The following is a 20,577-nucleotide window of genomic DNA, read 5'->3' as shown; positions in this document are numbered from 1 at the left end:
TATATATTTGGAGTAGGCTGACAGGGCCGAAGCCCTGCCAACCGTTTGCCACTTACGCGACGAATTGGACCCGCACGGTGACTTGCCAGGTCGTGCGGGTCTTTCGTATTGTAAGGGTGATATAAAGCGGCGTTGGCGTGAACCAGTACCACATGATATCGACTCCTATCGCAGGCAAGGCTGTGTCCTGCCTCAGTCCGGACGCCTATTCGCCGGATTGCATGCCCTGGTTCACGTCACCGCATGCTGCTGCTTCTGTCTGCGATAAATCGAATTAAACTTTAACCATTGGTGGAAATCAATCCACGTTTCACCTGTGCAAAGCTGTCGCAGCCAAACAAATTTCTTGACCGCGAGCGACGTTTCCCATACCTCCATCAGCGGGCCACCTTTCCCCACCGAAAGGCGTGCTATCTGAGAGGATAGGATACAACATGACTGATCTCGCGAAGCCGGACCAGCGTCCGGCCAATCCCAATTTTTCTTCCGGTCCCTGTGCAAAACATCCCGGCTGGTCGCTTCAGGCGCTCGCCGACGCGCCTCTTGGCCGTTCGCACCGCGCGAAAATCGGCAAGACCAAGCTGAAGGACGCCATCGACCTTACCCGCGAAGTGCTGCAGGTGCCCGCCGATTACCGCATCGGCATCGTGCCAGCGTCCGATACCGGCGCTGTGGAGATGGCGCTGTGGTCGCTGCTCGGTGAGCGCGGCGTGGACATGGTCGCCTGGGAAAGCTTTGGCGCGGGCTGGGTCACCGATGTGGTCAAGCAGTTGAAGCTCGCCGATGCGCGTGTCTTCGAAGCGCCCTATGGTGAGATCATCGATTTCGCACAAGTCGATTTCGACCGCGACGTGGTCTTCACCTGGAATGGTACGACCTCGGGCGTGCGTGTGCCGAATGCCGATTTCATCCCGGCAGATCGCAAGGGTCTGACCATCTGCGATGCCACCTCCGCCGCCTTCGCGCAGCGTCTTGATTTCTACAAGCTCGATGTCGTCACCTTCTCCTGGCAGAAAGTGCTGGGTGGGGAGGGTGCGCATGGCATCCTCATCCTGTCACCTCGCGCCGTCGAGCGGCTCCTCACCTACAAGCCCGCTTGGCCGCTGCCGAAGATTTTCCGTCTCACCTCTGGCGGCAAGCTGATCGAAGGCATCTTCGTCGGCGAGACGATCAACACGCCGTCCATGCTCTGCGTCGAGGACTATCTCGATGCGCTGAATTGGGCGAGGTCGATCGGCGGGCTTGACGCGCTGATCGCCCGTGCGGACAGGAATTTCGCCGTGCTCAACGCATGGGTCGAGCGGACGCCGTGGATCGCCAATCTGGCGGTGAAGCCGGAGACGCGCTCCAACACCTCCGTCTGCCTCAGCATCGTCGATCCCGATGTGACCGCGCTCGATGCGGATGCGCAAGCCGCTTTCGCCAAGGGCATCGTCTCGGCGCTCGACAAGGAAGGCGTCGCCTATGACATCGGCGCCTATCGCGACGCGCCTTCGGGCCTGCGCATCTGGGCCGGCGCGACGGTGGAGGCTTCCGATCTCGAAGCGCTGACCGCGTGGCTCGACTGGGCCTTTGCCAATCAGAAGGCCGCGCTGAAACAAGCGGCCTGATTTTTCTCAATTAGCCTCGATACCCCTCATCCGACCTCGCTTCGCGAGGCCACCTTCTCCCACAAGGGGAGAAGGCTGGGCGCTCTTCCTTCTCCCCTTGTGGGAGAAGGTGGCCGCGAAGCGGTCGGATGAGGGGTTTTCTGCATCGACATTCAGAGGATATCACCTATGCCCCGCGTACTCGTATCGGACAAACTCTCCACCACCGCCGTGCAGATCTTCAAGGATCGCGGCGTCGAGGTCGATTACCTGCCGGACCTCGGCAAGGACAAGGAAAAGCTGCTCGAAGTCATCGATCAGTATGATGGTCTTGCCATCCGCTCGGCCACCAAGGTCACGGAAAAGCTGATCGCTGCCGCAAAAAACCTCAAGGTCATTGGCCGCGCCGGTATCGGCGTCGACAATGTCGATATTCCGGCCGCATCGCGCCGTGGCATCATCGTCATGAACACGCCGTTCGGCAATTCGATCACGACAGCCGAGCACGCCATTGCGCTGATGTTCGCCGTCGCCCGCCAGCTGCCGGAGGCGGATGTCTCCACCCGCGCCGGCAAGTGGGAGAAGAACCGCTTCATGGGCGTCGAGATCACCGGCAAGACGCTGGGCGTGATCGGCTGCGGCAATATCGGCTCCATCGTCGCCACGCGCGGCGTCGGGCTGAAGATGCATGTCATCGCCTTTGATCCGTTCCTCTCGGAAGCCCGTGCGCAGGAGCTGGGTGTGGAGAAGGTGGAACTGGACGATCTCTTCGCCCGCGCCGATTTCATCACGCTGCATACGCCGCTCACCGACAAGACCCGCAACATCATCAATGCCGAAGCCATCGCCAAGATGAAGCAGGGCGTGCGCATCATCAATTGCGCGCGCGGCGGTCTGATCGTCGAGAAGGATCTGGTCGAAGGGCTGAAGTCCGGCAAGGTCGCCGGGGCGGGCATTGACGTGTTCGAGGTGGAGCCGGCGACGGAGAACGAATTGTTCAACCTGCCGAATGTGGTCTGCACGCCGCATTTGGGCGCCTCGACCTCGGAAGCGCAGGAAAATGTCGCCCTGCAGGTGGCCGAGCAGATGTCAGACTACCTCGTCAAGGGCGCTGTCTCCAACGCCATCAACATGCCCTCGATTACGGCGGAAGAAGCGCCGCGCCTGAAGCCCTTCGTCAAGCTTGCCGAAGTGCTGGGCGCATTCGTGGGGCAGGTGACGGACGAGCCGATTCAGGAAGTGGAAGTGCTGTTCGACGGCATCACCGCGACGATGAATACCCGCGCGCTGGTCTCGGCGGCGCTGGCGGGGCTGATCCGGCCTCAGATGTCGGATGTCAACATGGTCTCCGCGCCGATCATGGTGAAGGAGCGGGGCATCATCGTCTCCGAGGTCAAGCGCGACAAGTCGGGCGTGTTCGACGGCTATATCAAGCTGACGGTCAAGACCACGGAGCGCACCCGCTCCATCGCCGGAACCTGCTTCTCTGACGGCAAGCCGCGCTTCATCCAGATCAAGGGCATCAATCTCGACGCTGAAGTCGGGCGGCACATGCTCTATACCACCAACAACGATACGCCGGGCATGATCGGCATGCTGGGCACGGTGTGCGGCAAGCATGGCGTCAATATCGCCAATTTCTCGCTCGGCCGTAACCATCCGGGCGGGGATGCCATCGCGCTGCTGTACCTTGATGAGCGCATTCCGGAACATGTGCTGGAGGATTTGCGCGCCAATACGGCGATTATCTCCGCACGTCCGCTGGAGTTCGATGTCGGCGAGGCTTGATATGACGGATGGGCTGCAATGGCGAGCGATGCGCGGGGAGGATATGCCCGCCGTCAGCGCCATTGCGGCTGCCGTTCATACGGATTTCTTCGAGGGCAATGCAGTCTTCGCCGAGCGGCTCACGCTTTATCCCGCGGGCTGCTTCGTCCTTGAAAGAGCAGGGGAAATTGCCGGCTATGGCATCAGCCACCCCTGGACCAAATACCGCATACCGGCGCTGAATACGCTGCTTGGGCGTTTGCCTGATGATGCGGACATCTATTATCTTCACGACATCGCTCTCATGCCTGAAGCCCGCTCCGGCGGCTTCGCCTCCCGCGTCATCGAGATGATGGCCAAGCAGGCCGAGCGTGACGGTTTTAATTCCATGGCGCTCGTGGCGGTCAATGGGTCGCCGGGCTACTGGCAGAAACAAGGTTTTGCCATTGCGGATGTGCCGGAGCTGACGGCCAAGCTCCTTAGTTATTCTGAGGATGCGCGCTATATGGTGCGAGTGATTTCCGCCTTATAGCTTTTACGCTGTCAGCGTAAAGAATGGTTCCCAATAAGAGCCTAAGGCTCTATAGAAGCCCACGTTTGCATTTTATGGCGGGCGTGCTTCCGCCCGGAGCGGAGAGTTTCTTTATGGCCAATGTGGTTGTCGTCGGGTCGCAGTGGGGCGACGAGGGCAAGGGTAAGATCGTCGACTGGCTGTCGGAGCGCGCCGATGTGATCGTGCGCTATCAGGGCGGCCATAATGCCGGCCATACGCTCGTCATCGACGGCGTCAGCTATAAGCTCTCCTTACTGCCATCCGGGCTCGTGCGCGGCAAGCTCAGCGTCATCGGCAATGGCGTGGTGGTCGATCCGCATCACTTCGTCGCCGAGGTGGAAAAGCTGCGCGGGCAGGGTGTTAACATTTCTCCTGAAGTGTTGCGTATCGCGGAGAACGCGCCGCTGATCCTGTCGCTGCATCGCGACCTCGATGCAATCCGCGAGGGCTCGAATTCGGGCCTCAAGATCGGCACAACCAAGCGCGGCATTGGCCCGGCTTACGAGGACAAGGTGGGACGTCGCGCCATCCGCGTCATCGACCTTGGCGAGCCCGATACGCTGGAGCCGAAAGTGGAGCGCCTGCTTGCGCATCACAATGCGCTGCGGCGCGGCATGGGGCTGGAGGAAATCGAGGTCGGCGCGATCATGCGCGAGCTCACCTCTGTCGCCGAGGAGATATTGCCCTATATCGATCAGGTCTGGCGCGTGCTCGATGAGCGCCGCAAGGCAGGCGACCGCATCCTTTTCGAGGGTGCGCAGGGCGCGTTGCTCGACAACGATCATGGCACCTATCCGTTCGTAACATCATCGAATACCGTGGCCGGGCAGGCCGCCGCCGGTTCGGGGCTCGGCCCCACGGCGATCGGCTATGTGCTCGGTATCACCAAGGCCTATACGACGCGGGTGGGCGAGGGGCCTTTCCCGACCGAGCTTCATGACGAGATCGGCAATTTCCTCGGCACGCGCGGCCATGAGTTCGGCGTGGTGACGGGACGCAAGCGCCGCTGCGGCTGGTTCGACGCGGTCATCGTGCGCCAGACCGTGCGCACGTCCGGCATCAACGGCATCGCGCTCACCAAGCTCGACGTGCTTGACGGGCTGGAAGAGATCAAGATCTGCGTCGCCTATGAGCTTGACGGCAAGCGGATCGATTATCTGCCTGCATCGATGGGCACGCAGGCGCGCGTCAAGCCGATCTATGAGACGCTGCCCGGCTGGTCGGAGACGACGGCGGGTGCGCGGTCGTGGAACGAGCTTCCGGCGCAGGCGGTCAAATATGTTCGCTATATCGAGGAACTGATCGGCGCGCCCGTCGCGATGCTCTCGACGAGTCCCGAGCGAGAGGATACCATATTGGTGACGGATCCCTTCCAGGATTGAGTGTCCCAAAGTTATTCCCATCAAAAGCATAATCTCGACGCGATTTTGCTTTTGATGGTTTATTGTGACTATTAGAGTGATGGTAGTAAAACCTCACAAAATGTGAGCAGCACGGCATGGCGGACTTTGCAGCGGTACTGAAGAAGACGATCGACGCGCAGGCGGACCCGACGCCCGAGTTGCGGCAGCGCGTCTACGACAAGGCCCGCGCGACGATCGAGCAGAAGCTCGCCGCCGCCAATGCGCCGGCTGCCGTCGCCGCCAAGCAACGCAAGGCGCTGGAAGACGCCATCGCGCAAATCGAGGCGGAATATGGGCCATCGCCGAGAGCATCCGCTGCAAGCCAGCCGCAGCCTGCCCGAACGCCCCAGCCGAAACCGGCGCCGCGGCCCGTCGCGCCGCCCGCACCCGCTGTGCCGCCCAAAGCCGCGCCGAGACCGGTCGCGCCAGCGCCGAAGCCCGCCCGCGTGGAACCTCGCGTCGAGCCGGCCATGCCGGATCCGGAACCGCGTGCGCCGCGACGCGCACTCGCCAGGGAGCCGGAGCCGGGTCCCGATCCGCTCGATGATTTTCTAAAAGGCGCCCGCCCGGCCTCGCGCTCCGCTGCTGCGGCTGAGCCGGCGCCGGACTTCACACAGTCCCGTGCGCCCGGTGGGCGCAAGAAGCCCTCCCGTAGAGCGGAGCCGGAACTCGAAGAGAACGAGCGGGACGAATGGCAGAATGATCGCGAGGAGGAAGAGAGCTTTGCGCGCGATCCGGCCTATGGCGGCGAACGCCGCCGCAGCGGCAGGGGGCTCGTATACGGCCTCATCGCGCTGCTGCTCCTCGGCGGCGCGGGCTATGCGGCCTGGAGCAATCAGGATCAGCTACAGACCTATCTGGCCAATCTGATGGCTCAGTTCGAGGGCGAGAAGGACGCTGCGGTTCAGCCTGCCGCCACGACGCCCCCGGCTCAGAAGCCTGCCCCCGCGCCGAGCAATGCCGGCCCCAGCAATAACCAGCCGCAGGCACCGGCGAAGCTGACACAGCGACTCATGCCTGACGGAACGGAGATGGACCCAGGTCCCGCCGGTGACAAGCCCGGCGTGGGCGAGGGCACCTCCGTCGCCGAGGCGACCAGCCAAGCGGCGCCGCAGCCTGCCACTGGTCAGACACCCCAGGCGGCCATTCCCGTCGGGCAGCAGGCCTTCTTCTATGAGGAGCGTAGCGGCCAGGAGGCAGGCTCGGCAAAGAAGGGATCGGTCGTCTGGTCGGAGGTGCAGGATTCGCCCGGTGATGGCGAGCCGGCGGAACCGGCGATTCGCGCTGATGTGACCATCCCGGAGAACAACATCAAATTGCGCATGACTATCCGGCGCAATACCGACAAATCATTGCCCGCGAGCCATCTGATCGAGATGATCTTCTCCGTGCCGCAGAATTTCCCGGGCGGGGCGATCGACAATGTGCAGCGCGTGACTTTCAAGGACACGGAGCAATCGGCGGGCAGCCCGCTGATCGCCATTCCGAACAAGATCGCCGACAATCTCTTCATCGTGGCGCTGAATGACGCGCGCACGGCGATCGACACCAACATGACGCTTATGCGCCGCCAGCAGTGGATCGATATTCCGATCACCTACCGCACCGGGCGCCGCGCGCTGATCACGGTGGAGAAGGGCGTGCCGGGTGAGAAGGTCTTCAATGATGTGCTGAGGGCTTGGGGCGTGGGGGGGTAGGAGTTGCGCGCTGCGCCGCCATCGAGGCGGCTTGCTCGCTGGGCGCTAAACGTAAAAAAGCCCCGCCGAAACGGCGGAGCTTTGAAAAATCAATCGAAACGATCACGCCCCGGCTTGCGCCAGCGCCTTCTGCTGGCTGATCGCGGCGGCTTTGACCGAATCCTGCACCTTTTCGAAGGCGCGGACTTCGATCTGGCGCACGCGCTCGCGGCTGATGCCGAACTCGGCGGAGAGATCTTCCAGCGTCACCGGTTCGTCGGTGAGGCGGCGCGCTTCGAAGATGCGGCGTTCTCGGTCGTTGAGCGAGGCCATGGCGCCCGACAGCATGGAGCGGCGGTTTTCCAGCTCGTCCTGCTCGATCAGAATCTGCTCCTGGCTGGAGCTGTCATCGACGAGCCAGTCCTGCCATTCGCCCGATTCGCCTTCGGTCGCGCGGATCGGCGCGTTGAGGGAGGCGTCGCCGGAGAGGCGGCGGTTCATCGAGATCACCTCTTCCTCGCTGACATTGAGCCGCGTGGCGATTTCGCTGACCTGCTCGGGGTTGAGATCGCCTTCATCCAGCGCTTGGATCTTGCTCTTCACCTTGCGCAGGTTGAAGAACAGGCGCTTCTGATTGGCGGTCGTGCCCATTTTGACAAGGCTCCACGAGCGCAGGATATATTCCTGGATCGAGGCCTTAATCCACCACATGGCATAGGTGGCGAGGCGGAAACCGCGCTCCGGCTCGAAGCGCTTGACCGCTTGCATCAGGCCGACATTGCCCTCGGAAATGACTTCGCCTATCGGCAGGCCATAGCCGCGATAGCCCATGGCGATTTTCGCCACCAGACGCAAATGGCTCGTCACGAGCTTGTGGGCGGCCTGCGGGTCGCCATGTTCAAGATATCGCTTGGCCAGCATGTATTCTTCCTGCGGCTCAAGCATGGGAAAACGCCTGATTTCCTCCAGATAGCGCGTAAGACCACCATCGCCGGAAACAAGGCTTGGAAGACTGGTCTGGGCCATATAGCACCCTCCTCTTTGGAACTGCGGGCCCCCCACCATGGGCAGACCCGGTACGCCCCGCTTGCCCTTCGCAACTCGGGGCATAAGGACACCTATATAATCACCATTTTGGCGAAAACACGATGCCTTAAGATGGGAAACAATCCGTCACACTTAAGTGAACGGAAATATCACGTCAGAAGTTTCACTTTTTTCGCGAAAAAGAAATTCAAATCCGAACAAGCAACATGAAGATGAAGCCTTATACATCATCCTGCGTGAATGCGAAAGGCTTCAACCAACGCCGCCATATCCTCGGGCAAGGGCGCTTCGAAGGTCATGAGTTCTTCACGTGCCGGGTGGACGAAGGATAGAAGCTCAGCGTGGAGCGCCTGGCGGGGGAATTCCGTCACGATCTGTTTCAGCGGCTCCACCAGCTTGTTGGCTTTGGTCTTGAAGGCGCTGCCATATTCCATATCGCCCACCAGGGGATGGCCGATATGGGCCATGTGGACGCGAATCTGGTGGGTGCGCCCGGTTTCAAGGCGGCATTCGATGAGCGAGGCGAGCGCGGTTGCGTCTTCCCTGGCACCGAACTTCTCCACCACCGAATAATGCGTGACGGCATGGCGGGCATCGTCGCGGGCCTCGCTCACCACCGCTTGCCGCGTGCGGTCTTTATGCGAGCGGCCGAGATGGGCATCCACCGTGCCATGGGTGCGGCCGGTGGCGCCCCAGACCAGGGCGAGGTAAGCGCGTTCGAGTTCCCCCGTGCGGCCGTGGTCGGCGAATTGGGCGGAGAGGTGACGATGAGCGCGGTCGTTCTTGGCGACAACCATGACACCGGTCGTCTCCTTGTCGAGGCGGTGGACGATGCCGGGCCGCTTGACGCCGCCAATGCCGGAAAGCGTGTCGCCGCAATGGTGGATCAGCGCGTTCACGAGCGTACCGGTCCAATTGCCGTTGCCGGGATGGACCACGAGCCCAGCCGGCTTGTTGATGACGATGACGTCGTCGTCCTCGTAGAGGATATCGAGCGGGATATCCTCGCCCTCGGGCTCGGCGGGCTCGGGCTCGGGCATTTGAAGGCGGATTACCATGCCTTCACGCAGCTTGGCCTTCGGCTCGAGCACCGGCTTGCCGTCCACCGTCACCTGACCGTCTGAAATTAGCGACTGGATGCGGCTGCGCGACAAATCCGGGCCAAGCTCACCCGCCAGCCACTGGTCGAGGCGCTTTCCCGCGGCATCGGCATCGGCAATTAGCTCTTTCAATCGTCACTTCCCTTCGTTATCACGCGGCCTGCCGCATATTTGTCCACATGATGCCTCACTTCGGGGTTCATGCGTGAACCGGAGACCATAATTCGATGCAGGATCGATATCATCAGGATTATCCTGATCACCAGACCTATCCGGACCATCAGAGCCAGGCCTATCACAGTCATCAGGGCCAGGCCTATCCGGCGGGGTATCCGGCGGAGGCGCCGCTCGACCCCGCCATGGAAAAAGTTCGCCGCAAGATGATGCGGCTGCTGGCGGTTTCGATCGGCATCATGCTTGTCGGCCTTATGGCCGTGCTGGCGGCGGTTGTCTACAAGATCAACCAGCCCAGCGAGCCGGAAACCCCTGAAGTGCGAACCGACATCCCCGGTCAGCAGGCTGCTCCCGTGCCGGAGACGCCGCCCGCCGTCATTGAAAGCCAGGTGCCGCTCGCTCCGGGCACCCGCCTCCTGTCGCAAAGCATTTCCGGCGATCTCGTTTCGCTCGAAACGCTGCTGCCCGATGGCGGCACGGAGATCGTCGTTTACGACTACAAGAAATCCCGGATCGTCGCCCGGATGCGCCTCGGTCCCATAGAGTGAAATTATTTTGCCGATTAGCCGTTGCGCTTTCATTCGCGCTTGGCTATATCGGCGCTGCTGCGCGCCCATCGTCTAGCGGTCCAGGACGCCGCCCTCTCACGGCGGAAACAGGGGTTCGATTCCCCTTGGGCGTGCCATTTATTTCTCCATCATCCTTTCGATGTCTGATTACCTATCGTCCGGCATTCCGCATCACGCGCTCGGGTAGAGAGGACGGACGCAAATTTTGCAAAACCTTGTCAACTGGCGCATAATCCGCTCTATGGGTAGGATGAATCAGAAGCCAGATTATGAGAAGGAATTGCGTGCGGCGGGGGTGCGGATCACCCGGCCGAGGCGGGTCATTCTCGACATATTGTCTGCCACGGACGACCATCCCGACGCGATGGAGATTTTTCGCCGTGCTGTCGCGGTGGACAAGAGTATTTCGCTTTCAACCGTCTATCGCACGATGAAGCTTCTGGAAGAGCGCGGCGCCATTCATCGCCACGCCTTCGCCGGAGGGCCGTCGCGTTTCGAGCAGGCCAGTTCCCACCATGACCATTTGATCGACATCGAAACCGGCGATGTTATCGAATTCCATTCCGACAGCATCGAAAAACTGCAGGAAGAGATCGCCCGCTCGCTTGGCTACGATATCGTGCATCACAGGCTGGAGCTTTACGGGCGGAAGAGGAAAGAAAGCAAATAGGAGGCTCTTATTCGCCTGTCTCTTTGTTCGCCTCCGCAGGCTGGTATTTCCACAGATAGGCCCACGCGCCGTAAACCGTCACGCCTGCCGTCAACGTTCCCCAGAAGGAATCACCTCTCGTCCATTCCACAATGCTCCAGGCGGCACAGAAGCCGATGAGGACGACGCGGCGCCAGAGCGGATCGAGAAAGGGATGGGAAGCGGAATTGCGGTTCAAGGCTGCCTCTTCTTCGCTGGCAATTGCGGGCAGCCGTTTCTAGCCCAATCGGGCGTGGATTGCGAGCCTATCCGGACACGCTTTGCGCGGTCTCCGCCGGATCTTCGTGTTCGTCCAGGATCGTGACCTGCAATTCGTCGTTCTTGTCGATTTCCCAATAAATGGCGGCGTCTTGCTCCATGAGTTCAGGATCGACCTCCACGCATTTACCGTAGGCCTTTGTGCTTTCCGCCGCGAGATTGTCGAGCGCCGGCTTCAACTCGGTCTTGCATGTCGCAATCGTCTCGTAGGAAACAGTCGGCGCGGGCTGGACATTGCACGCGGCCATATCGTTCGAGCACGTCACCAAGAGCATGATGGCAGCCAGATGTTGCATGGCTTCAACTCCTTTGACGAAGTTAACGGATAATGCATGTATGCAGTTCCGTTTTCATCGAAGGCTCCCCGAGAGGAGACCATGCCTGCCTTGTGTGTAGATGTCGCTGACGGGATTGCAAAAAATTGAGAAAAATCTTCTTTCCCGTGGAACCACTCGCAGGCTTGCACGTTCTTTGGCTATCGATGCCTGACACACCCCGCCCCCCTCACGAAAGATGTCAGGCATCGGGCTGCAAGCGCCCCCCTAACCTTGCAGCCGTTTACGCCAGGACGCGCACTCGTCCCAAGGCGTGAAATCGGATCGCCCCGGGCTCCAGCACCGCTGGCCCGTGGCGATTCTTTTTTGTGCGTGCGGTCGTTTTTTGGAAAATCGAGAGGATCAGAAATCGAAGTGCGCGCGGGGCACGTCGAGCGAATAGGTCACGCCATTGGGCTCGATGCGGTAGGTCGAGGTGCCATCCACCGAAATCGGCACGATGCGCTCCAGAACGGCGCTGCCGAAGCGGGCATTGGGATCCGGACCTTTGAGCGCACCGGGAACCGTTTCATCCCATCTGATCGAAAGCGACATAGTATCCGTGCCGGCGTTTTCGAACCGGCCGGACACGGCGACCCGGCCATCGCTGTTCGAGAGGGCACCATAGGCAGCGGAGTTGACGATCAGCTCATGAAGGGCAAGGCCGATGTGAAGGGCCGCGCCGGGGAAGATATATGGATCGGCGCCGGACAAAGTAAAGCGCGGGTCGGAAATATCGACATATTTTTGCATCTGGGAGCGGACCAGCTCGTGAAATCGCGCGCCGCGCCAGTTGGAATCGGTCACCAGATCCTGCGAATAGGAAAGCGATTGCACACGTCCGCGGAAGCGAGAGAGGAAATCGTCGATCGTCTCGGTAAAGCGCGCCGTCTGCATGGCGATGCTCTGGATGATGGCAAGCAGGTTCTTCGAGCGATGGCTGACCTCGCGCAGCAGGGTCTTCAGTACCTGCTCGCGCCGCTTGAGCTCGGTGATATCCACGCCTGTCGTCACGATGCCGATGATCGCGCCGTTTTCGTCGCGGTCGCTGTCGATGGAGAGTTCGAACCAGCGAAGTTCGTCGCCATGGGAAAGGCAGATTTCCACCCGCTGCAACCCGCCGGTTTCGAGCACCGCCTGCTTGGCCGCAGCGAGCCTCGCCGTGACGGCCTCCTGAACCAGGTCCTCGTCCTGGATGCCCTCGCGCCAGAGGTCGCTCCAGACCTCGGGCAGGTTTTCCGCCCAGACATAGGACAGATCGGGGGATTGGTAGAGCACAAAAACATCGCTGTTACGGATCGCCTGAACCAGCGAACGCAATCGCACGCTATCCTTGTTTTCGGACTTGATCTCAGGGGGCAGGGTGGCGGCCATCATATAAGTTTTCCGGCGTAGCTTACGCCGTCCGTGCGGTCGTTAATTTTCGCGTGACGCGCTTTTTCCAATCGCATGGCAATCCCCCGGTGACCCCACCGGCGCTCCTTTTCATCGCGTCCGAGGTCCGAAACGCGAAAAGGTAAGATAAGTTCCCTCTTCAGAGCGCAGTAGGGCAATAAGGCAGCATGACAATCTATTTCCCCCGAAAAAGGAAACAAGACGTAAACGTGCTGCTTTATTGCCTTATTGTTTTAGAGCGTGATGCGATTAAGCCTATGCGGGCCTCACGCTCTAACTCTTCGTTTGCCGCATGATCTCACCTGGAAGTCAGCAACTTTTCGGGGTCATGCTCGATTGTTCAGGCGGCCAGCTTCGATTTTTCTTCGAAGAACAGCGCCTGGCTGATCAGCGCCTTCACCATTTCAGGATTGAAGGGCTTGGTGACCAGGAAGGTCGGCTCGGGGCGTTCTCCTGTCAGCAGCCGCTCGGGGAAAGCGGTGATGAAGATGACCGGAATGGTGCTCGTCTGGAGAATTTCATTGATAGCATCGAGCCCGGAGCTGCCATCGGCAAGCTGGATATCGGCCAGCACCATGCGCGGCTTGGCGGAATGGTAGCACTCCAGCGCTTCTTTATGCGTACGGGCTATGCCCACGACCTCATGGCCGAGGCTCTGCACCATCTGCTCGATATCCATGGCGATCAGAGGCTCGTCCTCGATGATCATAATCCTCGTCGCCACCTGCCGCGAGATTTCCTGCGACGCCTCGGACAGAAGGGCCATCAGCTCCTCTTCGCTGACATCGAGGATTTCGGCGGCCTCTTTCTCGCTGAACGCCTCCACGGAGACGAGGAGGAAAGCCTGCCGCGCCTTGGGCGCTATGCCGCCCAGATTGGCCGCGGTCCGCGCTTCCCAGCTTAAGTCCGACGTCGCCTCGGGAACCCGGATGGCTGTCGTTTCGAACATGCTGGAGAAAAGCTTGTAAAGACCTATCTTGTCGGAAGAACATTCGGGAAAAATTGAAATATCGGCAATGAGCGCTTCCAATGTGGCCGCCACATAGGCATCCCCTGAGGTCTGGGAGCCGGTCACGGCACGGGAAAAGCGGCGAAGATAGGGAAGATGCGGCGCGATGCGCGTCGATAAAGTCATGCTTGAGCTCCCTTCAAGTCCGTATAAGTCACGGTACTGCCGTTGATAAACGCATCCGAGGGAAAAAAGTTCCTCGTACACGGAACTTTTTACAGCGACCCGCATTATAGGATCGAAATGCGGCATAAACATGCGGCCTGTCATTGGGCTTGAAAAGAGAATGGCTGGGACAAAATGAGCGAAAAATCCAATCTTCGTCCGCGTGCGGAAACCCCGGACGGAAAGTCTGCCCACGGGCGGGACGAACTGGGCCCCAATAGCGAGATCGGCTCGAAACTGAAGGCCCTCTACACCTCCATCCAGGAAGAGACCATCCCCGAGCGGTTCCTCGATCTTCTCGAAAAACTGGATCAGGCTGAGCGTGGCCAATCGACCGGCCAACCCGCCGAGGACGCCCAAATCAACGTCCCGGTCATGGAGTGATCGACATGGAAACCCGCACTACATTTAAGAAGGATCTGTTGCGGGCGCTTCCCAGCCTGCGCGCCTTCGCCGTCTCGCTGGTCGGCCAGCAGGACAAGGCTGACGATCTCGTCCAGGATACCATCATGAAGGCGTGGGCCAAGCAGGAGTCCTTCGAGATCGGGACCAATATCAAGGCGTGGCTCTTCACCATCCTGCGCAACGAGTTCTACAGTCAGATGCGCAAGCGCGGCCGCGAGGTGCAGGACAGCGAAGGCACGTTCACCAGCCAGCTTGCCGTGCATCCGTCGCAATATGGCGCGCTCGACCTGCAGGATTTCCGCAAGGCGCTCGACCAGCTGCCCGCCGACCAGCGCGAGGCGATCATTCTCATCGGTGCATCGGGCTTTGCCTATGAAGAGGCGGCGGAAATTTGCGGCTGCGCCGTCGGCACCATCAAAAGCCGGGTCAGCCGGGCGCGCACGCGACTCCAGGAACTGCTTGGCGTCAATGGGGAGTCCGATTATGGCCCCGATGCGGTGTCCGCGCCGGTAACGACCCGTTCCTTTGCATGAGGTAATTCCGACTGAACAAGCTCATCCGAACGCCCGCTGTCTCTTGTTGCAGCAATCTTCGGTTCGGGATTGAACCCGGCCAAAAATGTGGGATTTCGCTTTTCGGTAAGAGAAGCGTATGATCTGGCTCGTAAAGGCTGTAACTCCTTTTAGCGGGTCAGATGAACACAACTTCGCGACAAGTGCCGAAACCTCGGATACGGGTGGCCTATTGGCGGCAGCTTGCAGTCATTATCTCACTCGCCCTGGTGCTGCTGACGGCGGCTTCCACAGTTTTTCTCACACGAGGCATTAACCATCAGATCGCCGACGTTTCCAACACCTATCAGCTCCTCCATCAGGCGAATAAAACGCTCCTGCTCGTCACCAATATGGAAACGAGCCAGCGCGGTTACCTCCTGACGCTGGACCGCTCCTATCTCGATCTCTATCACGCGGCCTCGCTCTCCATCGATGAATCCATCGGGCGGCTCGCTGGGATGGCTCGCAGCAATTCGGAGCAGGAAGCGCGCGTTCAGGAAATCGCCGGCCTCACCGCGCAAATCCAGACCTGGGTGAGGCAGACGGTCGAGCTGGCAATCGAGGGACGATTCGGGAAAGCGCTGGAAGAGGTCCATAGCGACAAGGGCAAGATGCTTATGGACGATTTGCGCAAGGCGATCCGCACCTTCATGGATGAGGAGGACCGCCGGCTCATTCAGCGCAATGAAATCGTGACCCGTACCCGCGACTGGCTGACAGTTACTTCGCTGGCGGCGCTCGGCAGCGCGGTGATGCTGGCCTATTTCCTGTTCAGCCGGGTGCAGCGCTATGCGCGCCAATTGAGCGAGGGGCAGAGCGCGCTGCTTTCCGAAAATGTGCTTCTGGAGCAGGCCGTCAGGGAGCGTACGGTGGAACTGGAACATGCGCGCGCCGTCGCCGAGCGCGAGCGCGAGCGTGTTGAAGTGCTCCTGCAGGACAGCAACCACCGCATCGGGAATTCGCTTGCGACAGTGGCTTCGCTCCTCAGCCTGCAATTGGGGCAGGCAACCAATGAGGATACACGGCGGGTGCTTATCGCCGCGCGCGACCGCGTACAGACGATCTCGACGGCACACCGCCGCCTCAGACTTGGCGAGGATCTCGAATCCGTCCGCGCGGATGAGTTCCTGCAATCGGTCATGGAAGACCTCACGCTGGCTCTGACTTCCGGCGGGCGGATCAAGTTCCAGACGGATTTCTCGCCTGTCAACCTCAATGCGCGCGATGCCACGACCATCGGCGTCATCCTGGGCGAGCTGGTCACCAATGCCGTCAAACACGCTTTTCCCGATAACCGGGAGGGGACGGTGTCTATCAGCTTCGGCCGAGGCGAGGACGGAACGCTGGCGCTTACGGTGGCCGACGATGGCGTGGGCTACGGGAAAGGCAAACGCCCCGGCCGCCGGAGCAATCATCAGGGCCTGGGGATGCTGGTGATCGAGCAGCTCTGCCTGCAATTCGGCGACTCGCCGCATTTCGGCAGCAATACTCCCAGCGGCACGAAGGCGGTAATCCGCTTTCCGTCGCTGGAAGCGGAGAAGGGATGAATCCCTAGTTCTGTGGGGAAGCGCTGCGATCCTTGTTTCTCGCCGCCGCTCCGTCAGACATCAGACCATAAGCCGCGAGCGCGATAATTGGCAGGGCAGCCGCGATGATGGGACGCTTCGTCAGGCTGGGCAGAACGGCGAGGGCGGTTGCAATCAGCATCGTCGATCCCTCCGATTCGCGGCGTTCGCGTATCCGGCGCTGCCGCCGGGCTTCAGACATCTTGAGGACGAAGACACCGATTATGGCTATGGCGAAACATCCAAGTGCGATGATCAGCGCGGCATAGACGCTTCCCAGCACCATTGAGAGCGCCAGATAGGCCGTCGCCAGCAGGAAACTCACGCCTACCAGCGTAAAAAAAGCAATCACGGCAATCCAGGCGCTCTTATGTTTCCAACCCCGTATCGTCGCACCCAGCTCCTGCCCGAAAAAGGGGAGAAGAAGGTGCAACATCAGCGGCGAGCCATCAGCGCCAGCAAAAAGCCGATGCCCGCCGCCGCGGCGATGGTGGTCAGGGGGCGTTCGCGGGCGGACTGGGCCAGCTGGTCGTGAAGCTGGTTGACGGTGTCTTCGCCGGTGCGGCGCGCGCTATTATAGGTCTTGGCGGCGCTGCGGCTGGCCTCGCGCACCTTTTCCGACCCCAGATCCGTAATCGCCGAGGCAAGGCCAGCAATATCCTCCTTGAGACGGCTTATCTGAGCCTGCAGATCGGTCGTGTCCTCCCCGCCATTGGAGCTATCCTTGAGGATGTCCTTGGGCTGGCGGAGTGTGGGCGATACTTGAGCCATGGTTTCTCTCCTTGGGTGATGGAGGGCGAACTATCGTCCAAGTAACGGCCCATCGCCGGTTCGGTTCCCATTTGGGCGCGGATTTACTATGGATGGGCAATAAAAGGAGGAACGCGATGATCATTGCCGACCCGAAGACTTTTCTGGCATCCCTGTTCCATGCAGCGGTGGCCGCCGCCAATCCGGAACAGGCCATCGCCGCCTGCCTGCCGCAAAGGCCGAAGGGGCGCACCATCGTCATCGGGGCGGGCAAGGGTTCGGCGCAGATGGCGCGGGCATTCGAAAAGGCATGGGAGCGGGCGGGCAACGGTCCGCTCGAGGGCGTTGTGGTGACGCGCTATGGCTACGGCGCCGAGTGCCGGCAGACCGAAATCATCGAGGCGGCGCATCCCGTGCCCGATGAGGCGGGGCTTGCGGCCAGCAAGCGGTTGTTCGAGGCGGTATCGGGCCTCACCGGGAACGATCTGGTGGTGGCGCTCATCTCGGGCGGCGGCTCGGCGCTGCTGCCTTCGCCGCCCGACGGCATGACATTGGAGGATGAAATCGCGGTCAACAGGGCGCTGCTCGCCTCCGGCGCGCCGATCGCGGCGATGAACGCCGTACGCAAGCATCTTTCCACCATCAAGGGCGGACGGCTCGCCGCCGCGGCCAATCCGGCCAAGGTCGTGTCGCTCATCGTCTCCGATATTCCCGGCGACGACCCGGCCTTCGTCGCATCAGGGCCGACCGTGCCGGACAGGACGTCCCGCGCGGATGCGCTTGGCATCGTCGAGCGCTACCGCCTGCCGCTGCCGGAAGCGGCGCTGCGCCATCTTGAAAGCGCGGCGGCGGATGCGCCGAAGCCGGACGATCCGCGTTTTTCCGGCCATGAAGTGCGGGTGATCGCCTCCGCCGCCCTATCCTTGGAGGCTGCGGCGGAAGAAGCGCGGCGGCAGGGCGTCGAGGCGGTGATCCTCTCCGACGCCATTCAGGGCGAGGCGCGCGAGGTCGCGCATGTCCATGCGGCGCTGGCGCGGGAGGTGCTGCTGAAGGACAGGCCGTTCCGCAAGCCCGTGGTGCTGCTCTCCGGCGGCGAGACGACGGTAACCTTGCGCGGCAAGGGTAAGGGCGGGCGCAATACGGAGTTTCTCCTGTCCTTCGCGCTCGACATCGACGGCCTCGACGGCATCACCGCGCTTGCCGCCGATACCGATGGTATCGATGGCTCGGAGGATAATGCAGGGGCCTTTGCCGATGGCACGACCGTCGCGCGGCTGCTGGGCCTGGGCCGTGACGGCGCGGCGCTGCTGGCGGACAACGATGCGTGGGGCGCGTTTGAGGCGGTAGGCGACCTGTTCGCGACCGGTCCGACGGGAACGAATGTCAACGATTTGCGGGCGGTGCTGGTGGAAGGGTAGGAATCGCCTACCCAAACACTACCGTCTTGTGCCCGTTCAGCATCACCCGGCTTTCCAGATGCAGCTTGACGGCGCGGGCGAGGACGCGGGCTTCGATGTCGCGGCCGGTGGCGACGAAATCATCCGGCGTCATTGCATGGGTGACGCGCTCGGTCTCCTGCTCGATGATCGGCCCCTCGTCGAGATCGGGCGTCACGTAATGCGCGGTGGCGCCGATGAGCTTCACGCCGCGCTCATGCGCCTGGTGGTAGGGCTTTGCCCCCTTGAAGGACGGCAGGAAGGAATGGTGGATGTTGATCACCTTGCCGTAAAGCCGCTTCGACAGATTGTCTGAAAGCACCTGCATGTAGCGGGCGAGAATAACCAGGTCGGCTCCCGTTTCCTTGACGAGCGCCAGCAGCTTCTCCTCCTGCTCGGTCTTGTTTTCCCGGTTCACCGGCCAATAATGATAGGGAATGCCCTCCAGCTCCGCGGTGCGGCGGGAATCCTCATGGTTGGAGACGATGGCCGCGACCTCGGCATCGAGCCAGCCGACGCGGATCTGATAGAGGAGATGCAGCATGGCATGGTCGAATTTCGACACCATGACGATGATCTTCGGGCGCCGGGCCTGATCGACAATCGCTGTTTTCATCGAGAAGCGCTCGACGGCGGGCTTGATGCCGCGCTCGATATCGTCCTTCGAAATGCTGGCAGGGGCGGTGAAGGCGATGCGCATGAAGAAGCGGTTGGTCTGGCGGTCCCAGAACTGGTTCGATTCCGCGATGTTCGCGCCGATGCCCGCCAGCTCCGTCGTGACCGCCGCGACGATCCCCGGCTGATCCTCGCAAACGAGAGTCAGGATGTAAGAATGGTCGGCCATGGGTCCTCCGGGTACTTGAGCTGTGATCCGCGCAACGATAGTCGGGGCGGGGCAGGGGTGTTGCCGCAAAAGCGAAGCGCAACGGTCGTTTTTGGGCGTCGATATAGGGGAAAGCGGAAGGCCGCAAGCGCCCGGCGCGGGATCATGCCAGGAAGCCGGCCTGTGAAAAACGCATATGGCATGACGAAACGCAAAACATGACTTGCACTATCATGTTATGAGTGGTTAAGAGTTTCTGGAAATCCGGACTTAGGTTTTTAGCCGCGTGATCCTATCCAGGAAGTCTGCAAATTGTGGGGTCATGCTCTAAAGAGGGCGCAGGACGTGTTCAAGGCAAAATTCAGGGCGGTGGCATTCGGTTGCCTCGCGGTCATCCTCCTTCCGCCATCGGTTCAGGCACAGGTGGAGCCGGCGGCTCCCCAGCCTGCCGCAACCGCGCCTGCCGCGCCATCTGCGCCGGTGGCAGCCCAGCCAGCGGCGGCTCCGGCCCCGCAGGGTGAGCAGGCTCCCCAGCCCGCGCCGGAAGCGGGACAGCCGGTGGCTGCCGCGGGCGATGAGGCGGCGAAGGTGGAACTTCCGCACGATCTTTCGCCCTGGGGCATGTTCATGGCCGCCGACTGGGTGGTTAAAGCCGTGATGTCCGGTCTCGCCTTCGCCTCGCTCATTACATGGACAGTCTGGCTCGCCAAGTCGCTTGAGCTTGCGGGCGCGCGGATGATGGCCAAGCGGGCGCTGAAAGAGATTACCGAGGCGCGCAGCTTGCAAGACGCCTTCCGCGCGCTGCACGCCAAAAAGGGCACGGGCGCGCTGATGGTGCGGGCGGCGGAAGAGGAAGTGCGGCTGTCCGCCGGCGCGATCAAAGGCCATGGTGAAGGCCTCAAGGAGCGTGTCGCCTCGCGCCTGTCGCGCATCGAGGCGGCCGCCGGGCGGCGCATGTCGAAGGGCACGGGTGTGCTCGCGACCATTGGCTCCACGGCCCCCTTCGTCGGCCTGTTCGGCACGGTCTGGGGCATCATGAACTCCTTCATCGGCATCTCCGAGGCGCAAACGACCAACCTCGCCGTTGTCGCACCCGGTATTGCGGAGGCGCTGCTTGCCACCGCCATCGGCCTTGTCGCGGCTATTCCGGCTGTCGTGATCTACAACGTCTTCGCCCGGTCGATCACCGGCTACCGGCAGCTTCTGGCGGATGCCTCGGCGGGCATCGAGCGTCTGGTGAGCCGCGATATCGACTTCCGCGCGGCGGGCATCCATGCGGTGCCGGCGCATGAGGCGAGAGCGGCGGCGGAGTAAGA

The 20,577-nt window shown here is 61.3% G+C and carries 21 protein-coding genes and 1 tRNA gene; 13 read left to right on the top strand and 9 right to left on the bottom strand.

Annotated features, from left to right (window positions below):
• The first annotated feature begins 434 nt into the window (after window positions 1–434).
• From ACOWVG_RS08005 to ACOWVG_RS07985, 5 genes are all read left to right on the top strand, one after another.
• Entirely contained in the window at window positions 435–1,610 is a 1,176-nt protein-coding gene (locus tag ACOWVG_RS08005; RefSeq protein WP_420961283.1) for a phosphoserine transaminase, read from the top strand.
• Window positions 1,611–1,778: 168 nt separating this feature from the next.
• On the top strand, window positions 1,779–3,377 hold the full coding sequence (gene serA, locus ACOWVG_RS08000; RefSeq protein WP_420961281.1) for a phosphoglycerate dehydrogenase: 1,599 nt from the start codon (window positions 1,779–1,781) through the stop codon (window positions 3,375–3,377).
• Window positions 3,361–3,888 carry a GNAT family N-acetyltransferase gene (locus tag ACOWVG_RS07995; protein ID WP_420961279.1) on the top strand — a complete coding sequence of 176 codons (528 nt, stop codon included), beginning with the start codon at window positions 3,361–3,363 and terminating at the stop codon, window positions 3,886–3,888. The genes serA and ACOWVG_RS07995 overlap by 17 nt, the downstream gene beginning before the upstream one ends.
• Before the next feature lie 113 nt (window positions 3,889–4,001).
• Window positions 4,002–5,291 carry an adenylosuccinate synthase gene (locus ACOWVG_RS07990; RefSeq protein WP_420961277.1) on the top strand — a complete coding sequence of 430 codons (1,290 nt, stop codon included), beginning with the start codon at window positions 4,002–4,004 and terminating at the stop codon, window positions 5,289–5,291.
• A gap of 116 nt (window positions 5,292–5,407) precedes the next feature.
• Complete coding sequence (locus ACOWVG_RS07985) at window positions 5,408–7,009, top strand: transcriptional regulator (protein WP_420961276.1); 1,602 nt, start codon at window positions 5,408–5,410, stop codon at window positions 7,007–7,009.
• A gap of 102 nt (window positions 7,010–7,111) precedes the next feature.
• On the opposite strand, the gene rpoH is transcribed toward ACOWVG_RS07985, so the two are convergent.
• Window positions 7,112–8,014 (bottom strand): RNA polymerase sigma factor RpoH, encoded by a 903-nt coding sequence (rpoH, locus tag ACOWVG_RS07980; RefSeq protein ID WP_420961275.1) that lies wholly within the window; start codon window positions 8,012–8,014, stop codon window positions 7,112–7,114.
• A 248-nt stretch (window positions 8,015–8,262) separates the two neighbouring features.
• Window positions 8,263–9,267 carry an RluA family pseudouridine synthase gene (locus ACOWVG_RS07975; protein WP_420961273.1) on the bottom strand — a complete coding sequence of 335 codons (1,005 nt, stop codon included), beginning with the start codon at window positions 9,265–9,267 and terminating at the stop codon, window positions 8,263–8,265.
• Between the two features lie 95 nt (window positions 9,268–9,362).
• Between ACOWVG_RS07975 and ACOWVG_RS07970 the strand changes: the two genes are divergently transcribed.
• The 3 genes from ACOWVG_RS07970 (at window position 9,363) to ACOWVG_RS07960 (ending at window position 10,548) form a co-directional block, all read left to right on the top strand.
• Window positions 9,363–9,857 (top strand): hypothetical protein, encoded by a 495-nt coding sequence (locus ACOWVG_RS07970; RefSeq protein WP_420961272.1) that lies wholly within the window; start codon window positions 9,363–9,365, stop codon window positions 9,855–9,857.
• Window positions 9,858–9,918: 61 nt separating this feature from the next.
• Window positions 9,919–9,994, top strand: a tRNA-Glu gene (locus tag ACOWVG_RS07965).
• 125 nt (window positions 9,995–10,119) lie between these two features.
• Window positions 10,120–10,548, top strand: coding sequence for a Fur family transcriptional regulator (locus ACOWVG_RS07960; RefSeq protein WP_420961270.1), 429 nt, complete (start codon window positions 10,120–10,122; stop codon window positions 10,546–10,548).
• Between the two features lie 7 nt (window positions 10,549–10,555).
• Here the strand turns inward: ACOWVG_RS07960 and ACOWVG_RS07955 are convergent, their stop codons facing one another.
• The 4 genes from ACOWVG_RS07955 to ACOWVG_RS07940 all read right to left on the bottom strand — a co-directional run bounded on the left by ACOWVG_RS07955 (window position 10,556) and on the right by ACOWVG_RS07940 (window position 13,689).
• Window positions 10,556–10,765 (bottom strand): DUF3329 domain-containing protein, encoded by a 210-nt coding sequence (locus ACOWVG_RS07955; protein WP_420961269.1) that lies wholly within the window; start codon window positions 10,763–10,765, stop codon window positions 10,556–10,558.
• A gap of 67 nt (window positions 10,766–10,832) precedes the next feature.
• Window positions 10,833–11,141 carry a hypothetical protein gene (locus ACOWVG_RS07950; RefSeq protein WP_420961267.1) on the bottom strand — a complete coding sequence of 103 codons (309 nt, stop codon included), beginning with the start codon at window positions 11,139–11,141 and terminating at the stop codon, window positions 10,833–10,835.
• A gap of 381 nt (window positions 11,142–11,522) precedes the next feature.
• The gene (locus tag ACOWVG_RS07945; protein ID WP_420961662.1) at window positions 11,523–12,533 is read right to left on the bottom strand and encodes a sensor histidine kinase; all 1,011 of its coding nucleotides are present in this window, start codon (window positions 12,531–12,533) and stop codon (window positions 11,523–11,525) included.
• A 361-nt stretch (window positions 12,534–12,894) separates the two neighbouring features.
• A complete protein-coding gene (locus tag ACOWVG_RS07940; protein ID WP_420961266.1) occupies window positions 12,895–13,689 on the bottom strand; it encodes a response regulator in 795 nt (264 codons plus the stop codon).
• Between the two features lie 174 nt (window positions 13,690–13,863).
• Between ACOWVG_RS07940 and ACOWVG_RS07935 the strand changes: the two genes are divergently transcribed.
• The 3 genes from ACOWVG_RS07935 to ACOWVG_RS07925 all read left to right on the top strand — a co-directional run bounded on the left by ACOWVG_RS07935 (window position 13,864) and on the right by ACOWVG_RS07925 (window position 16,234).
• Window positions 13,864–14,112 carry a NepR family anti-sigma factor gene (locus tag ACOWVG_RS07935; protein ID WP_420961264.1) on the top strand — a complete coding sequence of 83 codons (249 nt, stop codon included), beginning with the start codon at window positions 13,864–13,866 and terminating at the stop codon, window positions 14,110–14,112.
• 5 nt (window positions 14,113–14,117) lie between these two features.
• On the top strand, window positions 14,118–14,666 hold the full coding sequence (locus ACOWVG_RS07930; protein ID WP_420961263.1) for an RNA polymerase sigma factor: 549 nt from the start codon (window positions 14,118–14,120) through the stop codon (window positions 14,664–14,666).
• Window positions 14,667–14,827: 161 nt separating this feature from the next.
• Window positions 14,828–16,234 (top strand): sensor histidine kinase, encoded by a 1,407-nt coding sequence (locus ACOWVG_RS07925; protein WP_420961262.1) that lies wholly within the window; start codon window positions 14,828–14,830, stop codon window positions 16,232–16,234.
• Between the two features lie 4 nt (window positions 16,235–16,238).
• Here ACOWVG_RS07925 and ACOWVG_RS07920 read toward each other — a convergent pair whose 3' ends face one another.
• Window positions 16,239–16,688: a hypothetical protein gene (locus tag ACOWVG_RS07920; protein ID WP_420961261.1), complete on the bottom strand. Its 450-nt coding sequence runs from the start codon at window positions 16,686–16,688 to the stop codon at window positions 16,239–16,241.
• Window positions 16,688–17,023 carry a DUF883 family protein gene (locus tag ACOWVG_RS07915; RefSeq protein WP_420961260.1) on the bottom strand — a complete coding sequence of 112 codons (336 nt, stop codon included), beginning with the start codon at window positions 17,021–17,023 and terminating at the stop codon, window positions 16,688–16,690. Before ACOWVG_RS07915 ends, ACOWVG_RS07920 begins: the two co-directional genes overlap by 1 nt.
• Window positions 17,024–17,139: 116 nt before the next feature.
• Here ACOWVG_RS07915 and ACOWVG_RS07910 point away from each other — a divergent pair, with 116 nt between their 5' ends.
• Window positions 17,140–18,420 carry a glycerate kinase type-2 family protein gene (locus tag ACOWVG_RS07910; RefSeq protein ID WP_420961259.1) on the top strand — a complete coding sequence of 427 codons (1,281 nt, stop codon included), beginning with the start codon at window positions 17,140–17,142 and terminating at the stop codon, window positions 18,418–18,420.
• 7 nt (window positions 18,421–18,427) lie between these two features.
• Here the strand turns inward: ACOWVG_RS07910 and purU are convergent, their stop codons facing one another.
• Window positions 18,428–19,282, bottom strand: coding sequence for a formyltetrahydrofolate deformylase (gene purU / locus ACOWVG_RS07905; protein ID WP_420961257.1), 855 nt, complete (start codon window positions 19,280–19,282; stop codon window positions 18,428–18,430).
• 324 nt (window positions 19,283–19,606) lie between these two features.
• Here purU and exbB point away from each other — a divergent pair, with 324 nt between their 5' ends.
• Window positions 19,607–20,575: a tonB-system energizer ExbB gene (gene exbB / locus ACOWVG_RS07900; RefSeq protein WP_420961255.1), complete on the top strand. Its 969-nt coding sequence runs from the start codon at window positions 19,607–19,609 to the stop codon at window positions 20,573–20,575.
• Window positions 20,576–20,577 lie beyond the last annotated feature (2 nt).

The organism is Brucella sp. IR073 (genome assembly GCF_049065735.1).
Taxonomy (GTDB): domain Bacteria; phylum Pseudomonadota; class Alphaproteobacteria; order Rhizobiales; family Rhizobiaceae; genus Paramesorhizobium.
Note: the sequence above shows the minus strand (reverse complement) of the source record. Positions and strands in the feature narration are given on the sequence as shown.